Source organism: Cupriavidus sp. C3SS-1 (assembly GCF_057073755.1).
The window spans coordinates 395,489-408,560 of sequence record NZ_CP172699.1 but is presented as its reverse complement, the minus strand read 5'-3'; the positions used below and the strand labels follow the sequence as shown (position 1 = coordinate 408,560).

Genomic DNA, 13,072 nt, shown 5'->3' with positions numbered 1-13,072 from the left:
GGCACCGCCTTGCATTCGAACCCGCAAGTCCTACCATGAACGGCAAGGACGGCCACGATGGCCGCCACGACCAACATCCGGAGGCCAGCCATGGAACTCCTGTCGGTACCGGTCACCAAGCCGGAAGCGACCAACTTCATCTTCGGCCAGTCGCATTTCATCAAGACGGTGGAAGACCTGCACGAGGCGCTGGTGGGCACCGTGCCCGGCATCCGCTTCGGGCTGGCGTTCTGCGAGGCCTCGGGCAAGCGGCTGGTGCGCTGGTCTGGCAATGACGAGGCACTGATCGACCTCGCCTGCGAGAATGCCCGCACCATCGGCGCGGGGCATGCCTTCTTTATCTTCCTGGGCGACGGGTTCTTCCCCGTCAATGTGCTCGGCGCCGTGCGCGCGGTGCCGGAGGTCTGCCGGATCTACTGCGCGACGGCAAACCCGGCCGAAATCATCATCGCGCAGACCGAAAACGGACGGGCCGTGCTGGGCGTGGTGGACGGCGGATCGCCGCTGGGCATCGAGACCGATGCCGATGTCCGTGAGCGCCGGGACCTGCTGCGCAAGATCGGCTACAAGCTCTAGCCTACTGGCGCGCCGCGGTGCTCAGCTGTTGCATCGGCGGTGCGCCGGGCGCATCGTCTTCCCTCATGCGGCTGCGGTTCAGCACGCCGGCCTGCTCGAGCACCGGGTAGGCCGTGGCGCAGAACAGCGAGTTCAGGCGCTTGAGTTCGCTGATCACGTCCAGGTGCAGCGAACTCGTCTCTATGCTTTCCGCGGTCTGCACAGCCACACGGTGCAAGTGGGTGCGCGCATATTTCTGCTCGAGTTCGCGGAAGTTGGCTTTCTCGGCCATCAGCGTCTGCGCGCTCTTGAGATCGCCATTGAGAAACACCGACAGGCCGATCCGCAGGTTGGCCACTAGCCGCGCATGCATCTCGGCGATTTCCTGCATGCCCGCTTCGGAAAACATCAGGTTGTGGGCGATCTTCTTTTCCTTCGCGTCGACCAGCACGCGCTCGATGATGTCGCCGGCGTGTTCCAGGTTGATGGTCAGCGAGATGATTTCCGTCCAGCGCTGGCCATCGCGTTCATCCAGCGCTTCCAGGCTGATGCGGGTCAGGTAGAGCTTGATGGCGGTATAGAGATCGTCCACCTCGTTGTCGATGCGGCAGGTGGCGGTCGCCAGCTTGGCGTCGTTGGTGCGCAGCACGCGCAGCATGTTGTCGAGCATCTGCTCGATGCGGTCGCCGATGCGCAGCACCTCGCGTGCGGCGTTGGCCAGCGCGAGCGTCGGCGTGGGCAAGGCGGCGGGGTCCAGGTGGCGCGGCGTGACCTGGCTTTCGCCGGTGTTCCGGCCGGGCAGCACCGTTTCGCACAGCCTGGCCAGCGGCGCGGTCGCGCCCAGCAGCAGGATGGCCAGCGCCACGTTGAACAACAAGTGAAAATTGACGATCAGGCGCTGCGGATCATGGTCGATCAGCGCGAGCAGGCGCTCGGCCTCGCCCAGGAATGGCAACGCAACCAGGCAGCCGAGCAGTCGCGAGAGCAGGTTGCCGAGCGTGACGCGCTTGCCGGGCTGGTTGTTGCCCGATGTGGTCAGCAGCGCCGAGATGCCCGACCCGAGGTTCGCGCCCAGCACCAGCGCGAGCGCCACATGGATCGACACCACGCCGGCGGAGGCCAGCGCGCCGCAGAACAGCACCACGGCCAGGCTCGAATAGCACAGGATGGTCAGGAACGCGCCGATCAGCATGTCCAGCGCGGCGTCGCCGGTCAGCGTGCCGAACAGCACCTTGACGCCCGCGGCCTGCACCATGGGGCGCGTGGCGATCGAAATCAGCTCCAGCGCCAGCGTGATCAGACCCAGGCCGATCAATACGCGGCCCACGTGGCCAGGCTTGCTGCCTTTCCAGGACAGGTGGAGGATCACGCCGACGAAGATCAGCAGCGGCGACAGCCACGACAGGTCCAGCGAGAAGACCTGCACCATGATCGCGGTGCCCACGTTGGCGCCGAGCATGATGGCCAGCGCCGGCGCCACGGCAATCAGGCCCTGGCCGACGAAGGAACTGACGATGACGGCGGTGGCGTTGCTGCTCTGGACGAGGCCGGTGACGCCCAGCCCGGCGGCGAAGGCGGTGAACCGGTTGGCGACGCTGGTCGAGAGCACATGCCGGAGATTGGCGCCGTAGACGCGGAGGATCCCGACCTTGACGATGTTCGTGCCCCAGACAAGCAGGGCCACGCCGGAAAGAAGATGCAGAAGTACGCCCATCGTGCGCCCCTGTGTGACCGGTGACGGCTACAGCTCGGAGGCTCCGCCCGGTCATCATGTTGTTGTCAAGGGCTCATTATGCGCGCGACAGGGGGTCGGGGCAACGCCATGGGGCGTGAAGCGCACGCATCCGGCGCGCGCCGGATGCATCGGTAAAGCGTCCGGTCAGGGCAGCGCGACCTTGATGCCCAGGCCGACGAAGATCGCGCCGGTCGCGCGATCGAGCCAGCGTCCCGTGGCCGGACGCCTGCGCAGCCACGCACCGAGCCAGCCCGCGCACAAGCCGAACAGCGAGAACACCACGGCGGTCTGCAGCATGAACACCAGGCCCAGCAGCACGAACTGCAGCGCCGGGTGCGCGGCGTCCGCGCGCACGAACTGCGGCAGGAACACGAGGAAAAATAGCGTGACCTTCGGGTTCATCATGTTGCCCAGCACGCTCTGGCGGAACACCTTGCGCAGCGGCACCGCGGCCACGTCGGCGCCCTGCGAGAGCCCGCCCTTCGCGCGCAGTGCCTGGATGCCGATCCAGATCAGGTAGGCGGCACCCGCATACTTGATCAGCTGGAACGCCAGCGGCGACGAACGCAAGACCGCCGCCAGCCCCACCGCGGCGACCATCGTGTGGAACAGGCAACCGACCGCAAACCCCAGCGCCGCCACCACGCCCGCACGCCGGCCCTGCGCCATGCCGCGCGCCAGTACCTGCAGGTTGTCTGGACCGGGGGCGAGGGTGATGGCGATCGAGGTCACCAGGAACAACAGCAAGTCGGGCATCGGGTCTCCATCGGATTCGATCGGGCGGCGGGCGCATCAGCGCTTGGCCAAATCAGTGGCCGTCGAACCGGCACACCGTGAACAGCGGCAGCCCGCCGCCCTGCAGCAGGCGCGAGCCGCCCAGCTCCGGCAGGTCGACGATCGCGGCGCCCTCCACCACCGTGGCGCCCAGCCGCTCCAGCAGCTTGCGACCGGCCATCATGGTGCCGCCGGTAGCGATCAGGTCGTCGACCAGCAGCACGCGGTCGCCAGGCTTGCAGGCATCGGCGTGGATCTCGACCGTGGCGCTGCCGTATTCGAGTTCGTATTCCTCGGCCACGGTCTGGAACGGCAACTTGCCTTTCTTGCGGATCGGCACGAAACCGAGGTTCAGCTCATACGCGACGATGGCACCCAGGATGAAGCCGCGCGCATCAATGCCCGCGACCAGGTCGAGTTGCGCATCCATGTAGCGGTGCACGAAGACGTCGATCAGCACGCGCAGGGTCTTGGGGTTCTGCAGCAGTGGCGTGATGTCGCGGAACTGCACGCCGGGCAAGGGCCAGTCCGGCACGGTACGGATGCGGTCGCGCAGGTAGCCTGTGACGTCGCCGAGCTCGGGGGACTGGATGATGGAATCTGCCATGGAAATCGAGAAATGTAGGTTGCGCCACGCGCGCCCCGGGATCGCCGGCCGTGGTAACGGGTTACCACCCCGACCGCGCGGGCCGCACGCAAAATGGCCCTGCCGGTGCCATGCCGTGCCAACAAGGCCGGCCGAAACACCCGTAACCATACAGGAGACCGCGATGGCAAAAAAGATTCTGATGCTGGTGGGCGACTTCGCCGAAGACTACGAGACGATGGTGCCGTTCCAGGCGCTGCAGATGGTGGGCCACACCGTGCATGCGGTATGCCCGGACAAGAAGGCCGGCGATCAATGTGCCACCGCCATCCACGATTTCGAAGGCGACCAGACCTACACCGAAAAGCGCGGCCACAACTTCACGCTCAACGCGAGCTTTGCCGAGATCGATCCGGCCACCTATGACGCCCTGGTCATCCCCGGCGGACGCGCTCCGGAATACCTGCGCCTGAACACGCGCGTGCTGGAGATCGTGCAGCACTTTGCCAGCGCCGGCAAACCCATCGCGGCGGTATGCCATGGCGCCCAGTTGCTGGCCGCCGCCGGCGTGCTGGAAGGCCGCACCTGCTCCGCCTACCCCGCTTGCGCGCCGGAAGTGAAGCTGGCCGGCGGCAAGTATGCGGATATCCCGGTCGACCAGGCCCACACCGACGGCAACCTCGTGACAGCGCCTGCATGGCCCGCGCACCCGGCGTGGCTGGCCCAGTTCCTTGCCGTGCTGGGGACGCGGATCGTACATTAGAGGCTTCCGAACATCGCGCGGGCCAGATCTGGCAGGCGCCGCCAGCACGGGAGTTACGATGTGTGAGATCTTCATCCGCGCCAACCCGCAGTCCTATGAATGCCAGGCGCGATCGCTGCGGCTGCATGGCGTCGCCACGAGCATCCGGCTGGAAAACCTGTTCTGGGAAGTGCTCGACGAACTGGCGCAGCGCGACGGCATGACCGTCAACCAGCTCATCACCCGGCTGCACGATGAACTGACGGCGCATCGCGGCGACGAGGCGGTGGCTGGCAATTTCTCGTCATTCCTGCGGGTGTGCTGCCTGCGCTACCTGATGCTGCAAGGCGAGGGGCGCATTCCCGCCGACAAGGGCGTTCCGATCCGCTCGCTGGACGCACGCGCCGTGCTGGACAGCTTGCCACCATCATGGGTCGATGTACCGGCAGGAGCGGCGCACTAGGCGCTTGCACGCGCCACTGTGATTCCGCTCAGTCGCTGAGAATCCGCGACTCCGCTGCCTCAAGTGCCTCGGGCGTACCGCGCAGCACGACGATATCGCCCGCTTCCAGCACGGTGTCCGGCTCCGGATCGAAGGCGCTGATGCCACGGCGGCGCACGGCCGTGACCTCGGCCCCGATCCGCTCGAGTCCCAGCGCGCCGATGCGCCGTCCGACCGACGTCGCGGCCTCCCCGAGCGACACCGAATGCAGGCGCACCGAATCGCGTTCGACCATGTCTTCCTCGTCATCGCGGCCGTGGAAGTATCCGCGCAGCAGGCTGTAGCGCGCATCGCGCGCTTCCTGCACGCCACGCAGCACATGCCGCATGGGCACGCCGAGCAGCACCAGCGCATGCGAGGCCAGCATCAGGCTGCCCTCGATGATCTCCGGCACCACTTCGGTCGCGCCAGCCTTCTGCAGCGTGTCGAGTTCCGAATCGTCGACCGTGCGCACGATCACCGGCAGCGCCGGCGCCAGTTCCTGCACGTGGTGCAGCACCTTGAGCGCGGACGGCGTGTTCGCGTACGTGACGACGATCGCCGCGGCGCGGTGGATACCTGCCGCGATCAGCGCCTCGCGCCGGCCGGCGTCGCCATAGACCACGGTATCGCCGGCCGCCGCGGCTTCGCGCACGCGGTCCGGGTCGAGGTCGAGCGCCACGTAGGTGATGCCCTCCCTCTCGAGCATATGGGCCAGGTTCTGGCCGCTGCGCCCGTAGCCGCAGATGATGGCGTGCTTCTCGGTCTGCAGGCTCTGCGCGGCGATGCGGGTCATGTTCAGCGACTGCATCAGCCATTCGTTCGCGGCAAAGCGCAGCACAATGGCGTCGCTGTACTGGATCAGGAACGGCGCGGCCAGCATCGACAGCAGCATCGACGCCAGGATCACCTGGATCAGCACCGGGTCCACGAGGTTCAGCCCGTCGATCTGGTTGAGCAGCACGAAGCCGAATTCGCCGGCCTGCGCGAGCCCCAGGCCGGTACGGATCGCCACGCCCTGGCGCGAGCCGAACAGTCTTGCCAGGACCGCAATCAGCACCAGCTTGAACAGGATCGGCACCACCAGCAGCAATAGCACCAGCCAGACGTGCTCGAGCACCACCTGGATATTGAGCAGCATGCCGATGGTGACGAAGAACAGCCCGAGCAGCACGTCGCGGAAGGGCTTGATGTCTTCTTCCACCTGATGCCGGTACGGCGTTTCCGAGATCAGCATGCCGGCCATGAACGCACCCAGTGCCATCGACAACCCGAGCCGTTCGGTCAGCGCGGCCATGCCGAGCGTGACTAGCAGCAGGTTCAGCATGAACAGTTCCTGCGACCGCCGCGCCGCCACCACGTGGAACCAGCGGCTCATCAGGCGCTGGCCGAGGAAGAAGATCGCGCCCATCGCCACGGCGATCTTGGCCGTGGCCAGGCCCAGCGCCACCACCAGGTCGCCCGGATCGCGCGACAGCGCCGGGATCACGATCAGCAGCGGCACCACGGCCAGGTCCTGGAACAGCAGCACGCTGATGATGTTGCGCCCATGCTCGCTTTCCAGCTCGACGCGCTCGGACAGCATCTTCGAGACGATGGCCGTGGACGACATCGCCAGCGCGCCGCCAAGCGCCACCGAAGCCTGCCAGGAGAGCGGGAACAACCAGTTGAACAGCCAGCTCGCCGGCACCACGGCCAGCATCGACAGCACCACCTGGGAGCCTCCCAGCCCGAACACGAGCCGTTTCATGGCGCGCAGCTTGCTGAGGCTGAATTCCAGGCCGATCGAGAACATCAGGAAGACCACGCCGAACTCGGCCAGGTACTTGGTCTGCGCCGTGTCGCTGGCCAGGCCCAGTGCGTGCGGGCCGATCAGGATGCCGACCGCCAGGTAACCGAGCATGGGCGGCAGCTGCAGCATGCGGAACGCGACCACGCCGAATACGGCGGCAGCCAGCAGCACCAGGGTCAGTTCCAGCGGAGAATGCATCAAGATGCTCAGGATGAACCGACCGGGCTGGCCGGCCGTGCCCCGGCACGGGCGCCCTGCCGGCGGAACACGGCAAGCGCGGCGCTCGCCGGGACGGCCCGGGCGTCGCCGCATTCGTTGGTATACTTCGTCGCCATGATAGCCAATTTCGATGCGGATCGAGCACTCAGGCTCGCCCGCAGTACCCTCCAGATTGAAGCCGACGCGGTCGCCGCGCTCTCCGGGCGCCTGACCGCCGACTTCGCGCACGCCGTGCAGCTCGTCCTGCAGTGCAGCGGACGTGTCGTGGTGTCGGGCATCGGCAAGTCGGGCCATATCGGCCGCAAGGTGGCGGCCACGCTGGCCTCCACGGGTACGCCCTCGTTCTTCGTGCACCCGGCCGAGGCCAGCCATGGCGACCTCGGCATGGTCACGCGCGAGGACGTGCTGATTGCCTTCTCAAATTCCGGCGAGACCGGCGAGCTGCTGTCGATCATCCCGATCGTAAAGCGCATCGGTGCTCGGCTGATCTCGGTCACCGGCAACCCGGAATCGAACCTGGCCAAGCTGGCCGACGCCCATCTGGATGCCGGCGTGGAAAAGGAAGCTTGCCCGCTGAATCTGGCGCCGACGGCCAGCACCACCGCGGCGCTGGCGCTCGGCGATGCGCTGGCGGTGGCGGTGCTGGATGCGCGCGGCTTCGGCGAAGAAGACTTTGCCCGCTCGCACCCAGGCGGCGCGCTCGGCCGAAAGCTGCTGACCCACGTGCGCGACGTCATGCGCAGCGGCAACGCCGTGCCGGAAGTCCGCGAGAACACGCCACTGGCCCAGGCGCTGATGGAAATCACGCGCAAGGGCATGGCCATGACCGCGGTGGTCGACCCGGACGGCATCGCCATCGGCGTGTTCACCGACGGCGACCTGCGCCGCCTGCTGGAAACGCCGCGCGACTGGAAGACCGTGCCGATCGGCGAAGTGATGCACCGGAATCCGCAAGTGGTCCACGAAGACCAGCTCGCCGTCGAAGCCGTGCAGGTCATGGAAGCCAACCGCATCAACCAGTTGCTGGTGGTGGACCATGACGGGCGCCTGGTGGGCGCGCTGCACATCCACGACCTGACCCGCGCCAAGGTCATCTGAAGCGCGGCGCGAACGCAACGAGACCATGCAGGCACTCCTGTCCTCCCTCACCGGGATCGTACTGCGGCTGCTGCCGCTGCTGCTGATGGCCGTGGTGGCCGGCAGCACGTTCTGGCTGGTGCAAGTCAATACGCAGCAGGAAGGCACCAAGGCGCCGACCGTGCGCAAGCACGAGCCCGACTACTACATGGAGCGTTTCTCCGCCACCGAGCTCGCGCAGGACGGCAGCACCAAGATGCGCTTCACCGGCGACAAGATGGTCCACTTCGACGACGACCAGACCTACGAGTTCACCCGTCCCGCCATGCGCGCCTACCAGCCCGAGCGTCCGCCGGTCACCGCCCGCGCCGATCGCGGCCGCATGAATGCCGAAGGCTCGGTGATCGACCTGTATGGCAACGGCTACATCGAGCGGCAAAAGGGCGCCGATGCCGCGAAGGACCCGCTCATGACGGCCGCGTCGGAGTACTTCCAGGTCCTGGTCAATGACGACATCGTCAAGACCGACAAGGCCGTGAAGCTCACGCGCGGCCCGTCGGTCATGACCGCCAACGGGCTGATCTTCAACAACGTTACCCGCGAAGTACAATTGCTGGGCAACGTACGCGGCACCATCATCACCGGTGCGCCCACCCGGACTCCGGGATCCTGACAACAACAGCCGCCCGCGCCCGACCGGGCGGCACCGCGGACCTGAGCATCGCGCCCGACCTTCCGCTTTCCTGCGACCCTTGCCAACATGATTGCTTCCCTGACGACCCTGTCCCGCCGGCGCGCCGCCCCGCTGCTGCTGGCCGTGGCCACCGCGATTGCCGCGCTGGCGCCGCTGGGCGCCCATGCCGAACGCGCGGACCGGGACAAACCGCTGGTCCTGGAAGCCGACAACGCCAGCTACGACGACGTCAAGCAGATCTACACGCTGACCGGCAACGTGGTCCTGACCAAGGGCACCATGGTGCTGAAGTCGGATGCGGCCGAGATCCGCACCGACCCCCAGGGCTACCAGTACGCGGTGGCCACGGCCAAGGGCGGCAAGCAGGCCTATATCCGCCAGAAGCGTGAAGGCGTGGACGAGTACATGGACGGCTGGGGCGACCGCATCGAATACGACGGCAAGCAGGAACTGTCCAAGCTGATCGGCCACGCGCGCATGGCGCGGCTGCAGGGCGCCAAGCTGGTCGACGAGATCCGCGGCGCGGTCCTGACCTATGACAGCCGCAACGAGTTCTACACCGCCGCCGGCGGCGGCGACAACACGTCGGCCGGCAATCCGTCGGGACGCGTGCGCGCCGTGCTCTCGCCGCGCCAGGAGGCCAGCGGTGCGGCCGCCAGCCCGCCCCTCGACTTGAAGTCGGCACCCGCGCCGTCCAGCAAGCCCTGAATCACGCGCCCGAACGCATCACCGCCACCATGACCGATACCGCAATGCTCGCCCCCACGCCCGCTTCCGCCGCTCCCGACGCCCGTGCCGACAGCAGCACGATGGTCGTGCGCCACCTGAAGAAGCGCTACGGGTCTCGCACGGTGGTGAAGGACGTGTCGCTCGAGGTGAAGAGCGGCGAGGTGGTGGGCCTGCTCGGCCCCAATGGCGCGGGCAAGACCACGTCGTTCTACATGATCGTGGGCCTCGTCGCGCTGGACGAGGGCGATATCGTGCTCGACGGCCAGCACATAAGCGGCCTGGCCATCCACGAGCGCGCGCGCATGGGCCTGTCCTACCTGCCGCAGGAAGCGTCGGTGTTCCGCAAGCTCAATGTGGAAGAGAACATCCGCGCGGTGCTGGAGCTGCAGCTGGTCAACGGCAAGCCGCTGCCGAAGGCCGAGATCGACAGCCGCCTCGATACGCTGCTGGACGACCTGCAGATCGCCCACCTGCGCAACAACCCCGCGCTGTCGCTGTCGGGCGGCGAGCGCCGCCGCGTGGAAATCGCCCGCGCGCTGGCGTCCTCGCCGCGCTTCATCCTGCTTGATGAACCGTTCGCCGGCGTGGATCCGATCGCCGTCGGCGAAATCCAGCGCATCGTCAGCTTCCTGAAGGCACGCAACATCGGCGTGCTGATCACCGACCACAACGTGCGCGAGACGCTTGGCATCTGCGACCACGCGTACATCATCAGCGAAGGCACCGTACTCGCATCGGGCCAGCCCGACGAAATCATCGCCAACGAGTCGGTGCGCCGCGTCTACCTGGGCGAGAACTTCCGCATGTGAAGCCGGGGGCGGCAGGTGGGCTTGGCAGAGACGATCAGGCAGCATCAGCGATAGCAATTTCCGTTCCAACATCGGTTGGATGCGCATAGAATAGGTCGCATGAAACCGTCGCTACAGCTCCGTCTCTCCCAACATCTGGCACTCACGCCGCAACTGCAGCAGTCGATCCGGCTGCTGCAACTTTCTACGCTTGAGCTGCAGCAGGAAGTCGAGCAGGCCTTGACGGAAAACCCGCTGCTGGAGCGCGAAAACGACTGGATCGACAGCCCGCTGCGCGTGGCGGCCGATGGCTCGGTCAACCTGCAGAGCGCACCCGCGCCCGCACCGGCCGAACCGCAGGGCAACAGCGACGCGAACCCCAGCAGCCCGGGCAGCGAGGATGAGAGCTATAGCGACAGCGGTAGCGAGGATTACGGCAGCGACTGGAGCCTGGACGATTTCGCGCGGCGCCCGCAGGGCGAGGACGACGAGAAGACGCCCATGCAGCTGCGCGACGCCGAACCCACCTTGCGCGAACACCTGATGGAGCAGCTCGCGCCGCTGAAGATCTCGACTCGCGACAAGGGCCTGGCGATCTTCCTGATCGAATCGCTCGACGACGATGGCTACCTGAGCGCGTCGCTCGACGAGATCTGCTCTGAGTTGCCCGAGGAACTCGAATTCGAGGTCGACGAACTGCAGGCGATCCTCACGCTGCTGCAAAGCTTCGACCCGCCCGGCGTGGGCGCGCGCAATGCGGCCGAATGCCTGAGCCTGCAGCTGCGCCGGCTGCAGCATCCGCAGCGCGAACTGGCGCTCTCGATCGTCAACCATCACCTCGAACTGCTTGCCGTACGCGATTACACGCGCCTGAAAAAAGCACTGCAGGTGGATGAAGCGGCGCTCAAGGCCGCGCATGAACTGATCCGCTCGCTCGCGCCCTACCCAGGCCACGCATACAGCCGCCCCGAAGCGGACTTCGTGGTGCCTGACGTATTCGTGCGCAAAAGCGGCGGCGGCTGGATCGCGCAGCTCAATCCGGATGTGATGCCGCGCCTGCGCATCAACGACATGTACGCGCAGATCCTGCGCGGCGCCAAGGGTGAATCCGGTGCCGCGGGGCTGCAGCAAAAGCTGCAGGAAGCGCGCTGGCTGATCAAGAATATCCAGCAAAGGTTCGACACGATCCTGCGAGTTTCGCAGGCGATTGTCGAGCGTCAGAAGAACTTCTTCACGCACGGGGAAATCGCGATGCGCCCCTTGGTTTTGCGGGAGATTGCCGATACACTGGGATTACACGAGTCAACCATATCCCGGGTGACGACCAATAAATACATGGCAACGCCGATGGGTACTTTCGAACTGAAGTACTTTTTTGGCAGCCACGTTTCCACCGAAACCGGTGGGGCGGCTTCTTCAACGGCGATCCGCGCCTTGATCAAGCAACTTATAGGAGCCGAAGACCCGAGGAGTCCTCTTTCCGACAGCCGAATTGCCGAATTGCTGGGTGAACAAGGCTTCGTTGTCGCGCGCCGTACCGTCGCCAAGTATCGCGAAGCCCTGAAGATCCCTGCTGTCAATCTCCGCAAGACTTTGTAGCCGAGTTGCACCGCCTGCCTGGTGCAGCTCTTTCAGAAGGAGAAGCGCTATGAACTTCAAGATCAGTGGACACCACCTGGACATCACGCCTCCGCTGCGTGAGTACGTGGAAACGAAGCTGGAGCGTATCGTCAGGCATTTCGATCAAGTCATTGGCGTCAGCGTGCTACTCTCAGTCGACAATCACAAGGAAAAGGACAGGCGTCAGTACGCGGAAATCAATTTGCACCTTCGGGGCAAGGACATTTTTGTGGAAGCCCATCACGAAGACCTGTATGCGGCCATCGACGCACTCGTCGACAAGCTGGACCGCCAGGTGATTCGCTACAAGGATCGCGTGCAAGGCCACGACCGTGAAGCGGTCAAGTACCAGATGGCCGAGGCTCAACTACAGCAGCAATAATCAAGCCTGCCAGTCGCAAGGCTGGGCACTGAAAACAGGACTGATAAAGCAAGCCGCGCCATGTAGCGCGGCTTTTTTGCATCTGTAGCCCTGGCCTTGCGCGTGTCCTGGACACAAGTGTTCGCAACTGGCGCAGCACGGTGTATGCTCTCCAAGACATAGCGCGTAGCGACTCCGGCGCGAGCACCGTACCCAGGTGTGGCGGCGCCAGCACGGACCAGGCCATACAGGGCGCTGCATTGCACAAGAACAGGGGAGACGCTGCTCTATAATGGCCGAACGCTTGGTAAGCCATGGCGTGGCCGCAACCCGGCCCCACTTCGTTTCCGGGCTGAGCAGTCCGATCTGCCTGCTAACTGAAATCCTCGCATCGCCCATGAATCGTTTGGCCAAACTGCTGCCACCCGGCAACATCAATCTCGACGTCAGCGTCACCAGCAAGAAGCGTGTATTCGAGCAAGCCGGGCTCCTATTCGAGAACAACCATGGCGTGGCGCGGGCGACCGTGACCGACAACCTGTTCGCGCGCGAGTCCCTGGGTTCGACCGGTCTGGGCGCGGGCGTGGCCATTCCGCACGGGCGCATCAAGGGGCTGAAGCAACCGCTGGCTGCCTTCATGCGGCTGGCCGAGCCGATCCCGTTCGAATCGCCGGATGGCAAGCCCGTCTCGCTGCTGATCTTCCTGCTGGTGCCGGAACAGGCTACGCAGCAGCATCTCGAGATTCTTTCCGAAATCGCCCAATTGCTGTCGGATCGCGACATGCGCGAAGGCCTGGCAACCCTGGCCACGCCGGACGCGGTCCATGAACTTCTGACGCAGTGGCATCCCTGACCCCTCCCCTGGGCTGGCAACAGACCGGACAATCGTAAAGTCCGGCACAGTCCCCCCCGCCCCGAA

The 13,072-nt window shown here is 65.6% G+C and carries 15 protein-coding genes; 10 read left to right on the top strand and 5 right to left on the bottom strand.

The features are described from left to right. Nucleotides 1–90 precede the first annotated feature (90 nt). Complete coding sequence (locus tag ACIGJC_RS01955; protein WP_483710351.1) at nucleotides 91–576, top strand: adenosine-specific kinase; 486 nt, start codon at nucleotides 91–93, stop codon at nucleotides 574–576. A gap of 1 nt (nucleotide 577) precedes the next feature. Here ACIGJC_RS01955 and ACIGJC_RS01950 read toward each other — a convergent pair whose 3' ends face one another. The 3 genes from ACIGJC_RS01950 to ACIGJC_RS01940 all read right to left on the bottom strand — a co-directional run bounded on the left by ACIGJC_RS01950 (nucleotide 578) and on the right by ACIGJC_RS01940 (nucleotide 3,671). Then, entirely contained in the window at nucleotides 578–2,269 is a 1,692-nt protein-coding gene (locus tag ACIGJC_RS01950; protein ID WP_483710350.1) for a Na/Pi cotransporter family protein, read from the bottom strand. Nucleotides 2,270–2,434: 165 nt separating this feature from the next. Beyond that, nucleotides 2,435–3,046: a LysE family translocator gene (locus ACIGJC_RS01945; RefSeq protein ID WP_483710349.1), complete on the bottom strand. Its 612-nt coding sequence runs from the start codon at nucleotides 3,044–3,046 to the stop codon at nucleotides 2,435–2,437. Between the two features lie 52 nt (nucleotides 3,047–3,098). Beyond that, nucleotides 3,099–3,671: an adenine phosphoribosyltransferase gene (locus tag ACIGJC_RS01940; protein WP_483710348.1), complete on the bottom strand. Its 573-nt coding sequence runs from the start codon at nucleotides 3,669–3,671 to the stop codon at nucleotides 3,099–3,101. Between the two features lie 163 nt (nucleotides 3,672–3,834). Here ACIGJC_RS01940 and ACIGJC_RS01935 point away from each other — a divergent pair, with 163 nt between their 5' ends. Beyond that, on the top strand, nucleotides 3,835–4,413 hold the full coding sequence (locus tag ACIGJC_RS01935; protein ID WP_483710347.1) for a DJ-1/PfpI family protein: 579 nt from the start codon (nucleotides 3,835–3,837) through the stop codon (nucleotides 4,411–4,413). Between the two features lie 58 nt (nucleotides 4,414–4,471). Beyond that, a complete protein-coding gene (locus ACIGJC_RS01930; RefSeq protein WP_483710346.1) occupies nucleotides 4,472–4,855 on the top strand; it encodes a ribbon-helix-helix domain-containing protein in 384 nt (127 codons plus the stop codon). Between the two features lie 28 nt (nucleotides 4,856–4,883). Here ACIGJC_RS01930 and ACIGJC_RS01925 read toward each other — a convergent pair whose 3' ends face one another. Together ACIGJC_RS01925 and ACIGJC_RS01920 are read right to left on the bottom strand one after the other, a co-directional pair. Beyond that, a complete protein-coding gene (locus ACIGJC_RS01925; RefSeq protein WP_483710345.1) occupies nucleotides 4,884–6,863 on the bottom strand; it encodes a monovalent cation:proton antiporter family protein in 1,980 nt (659 codons plus the stop codon). Between the two features lie 8 nt (nucleotides 6,864–6,871). Next, nucleotides 6,872–7,000: a hypothetical protein gene (locus ACIGJC_RS01920; protein ID WP_483710344.1), complete on the bottom strand. Its 129-nt coding sequence runs from the start codon at nucleotides 6,998–7,000 to the stop codon at nucleotides 6,872–6,874. Between ACIGJC_RS01920 and ACIGJC_RS01915 the strand changes: the two genes are divergently transcribed. The 7 genes from ACIGJC_RS01915 to ACIGJC_RS01885 all read left to right on the top strand — a co-directional run bounded on the left by ACIGJC_RS01915 (nucleotide 6,999) and on the right by ACIGJC_RS01885 (nucleotide 13,006). Beyond that, nucleotides 6,999–7,982, top strand: a complete 984-nt coding sequence (locus tag ACIGJC_RS01915) for a KpsF/GutQ family sugar-phosphate isomerase (protein WP_483710343.1) — start codon at nucleotides 6,999–7,001, stop codon at nucleotides 7,980–7,982. The genes ACIGJC_RS01920 and ACIGJC_RS01915 overlap by 2 nt on opposite strands. Nucleotides 7,983–8,007: 25 nt before the next feature. Continuing rightward, complete coding sequence (gene lptC / locus ACIGJC_RS01910) at nucleotides 8,008–8,634, top strand: LPS export ABC transporter periplasmic protein LptC (protein WP_483710342.1); 627 nt, start codon at nucleotides 8,008–8,010, stop codon at nucleotides 8,632–8,634. An 87-nt stretch (nucleotides 8,635–8,721) separates the two neighbouring features. Next, nucleotides 8,722–9,363, top strand: coding sequence for a lipopolysaccharide transport periplasmic protein LptA (gene lptA, locus ACIGJC_RS01905; protein ID WP_483710341.1), 642 nt, complete (start codon nucleotides 8,722–8,724; stop codon nucleotides 9,361–9,363). Between the two features lie 29 nt (nucleotides 9,364–9,392). Next, nucleotides 9,393–10,193, top strand: coding sequence for an LPS export ABC transporter ATP-binding protein (gene lptB / locus ACIGJC_RS01900; protein ID WP_483710340.1), 801 nt, complete (start codon nucleotides 9,393–9,395; stop codon nucleotides 10,191–10,193). A 99-nt stretch (nucleotides 10,194–10,292) separates the two neighbouring features. Then, nucleotides 10,293–11,771 (top strand): RNA polymerase factor sigma-54, encoded by a 1,479-nt coding sequence (locus ACIGJC_RS01895; RefSeq protein ID WP_483711448.1) that lies wholly within the window; start codon nucleotides 10,293–10,295, stop codon nucleotides 11,769–11,771. A 49-nt stretch (nucleotides 11,772–11,820) separates the two neighbouring features. Beyond that, complete coding sequence (gene hpf / locus ACIGJC_RS01890) at nucleotides 11,821–12,174, top strand: ribosome hibernation-promoting factor, HPF/YfiA family (protein ID WP_483710339.1); 354 nt, start codon at nucleotides 11,821–11,823, stop codon at nucleotides 12,172–12,174. Nucleotides 12,175–12,550: 376 nt separating this feature from the next. Continuing rightward, a complete protein-coding gene (locus ACIGJC_RS01885; protein WP_483710338.1) occupies nucleotides 12,551–13,006 on the top strand; it encodes a PTS sugar transporter subunit IIA in 456 nt (151 codons plus the stop codon). The last annotated feature ends 66 nt before the right edge of the window (nucleotides 13,007–13,072 follow it).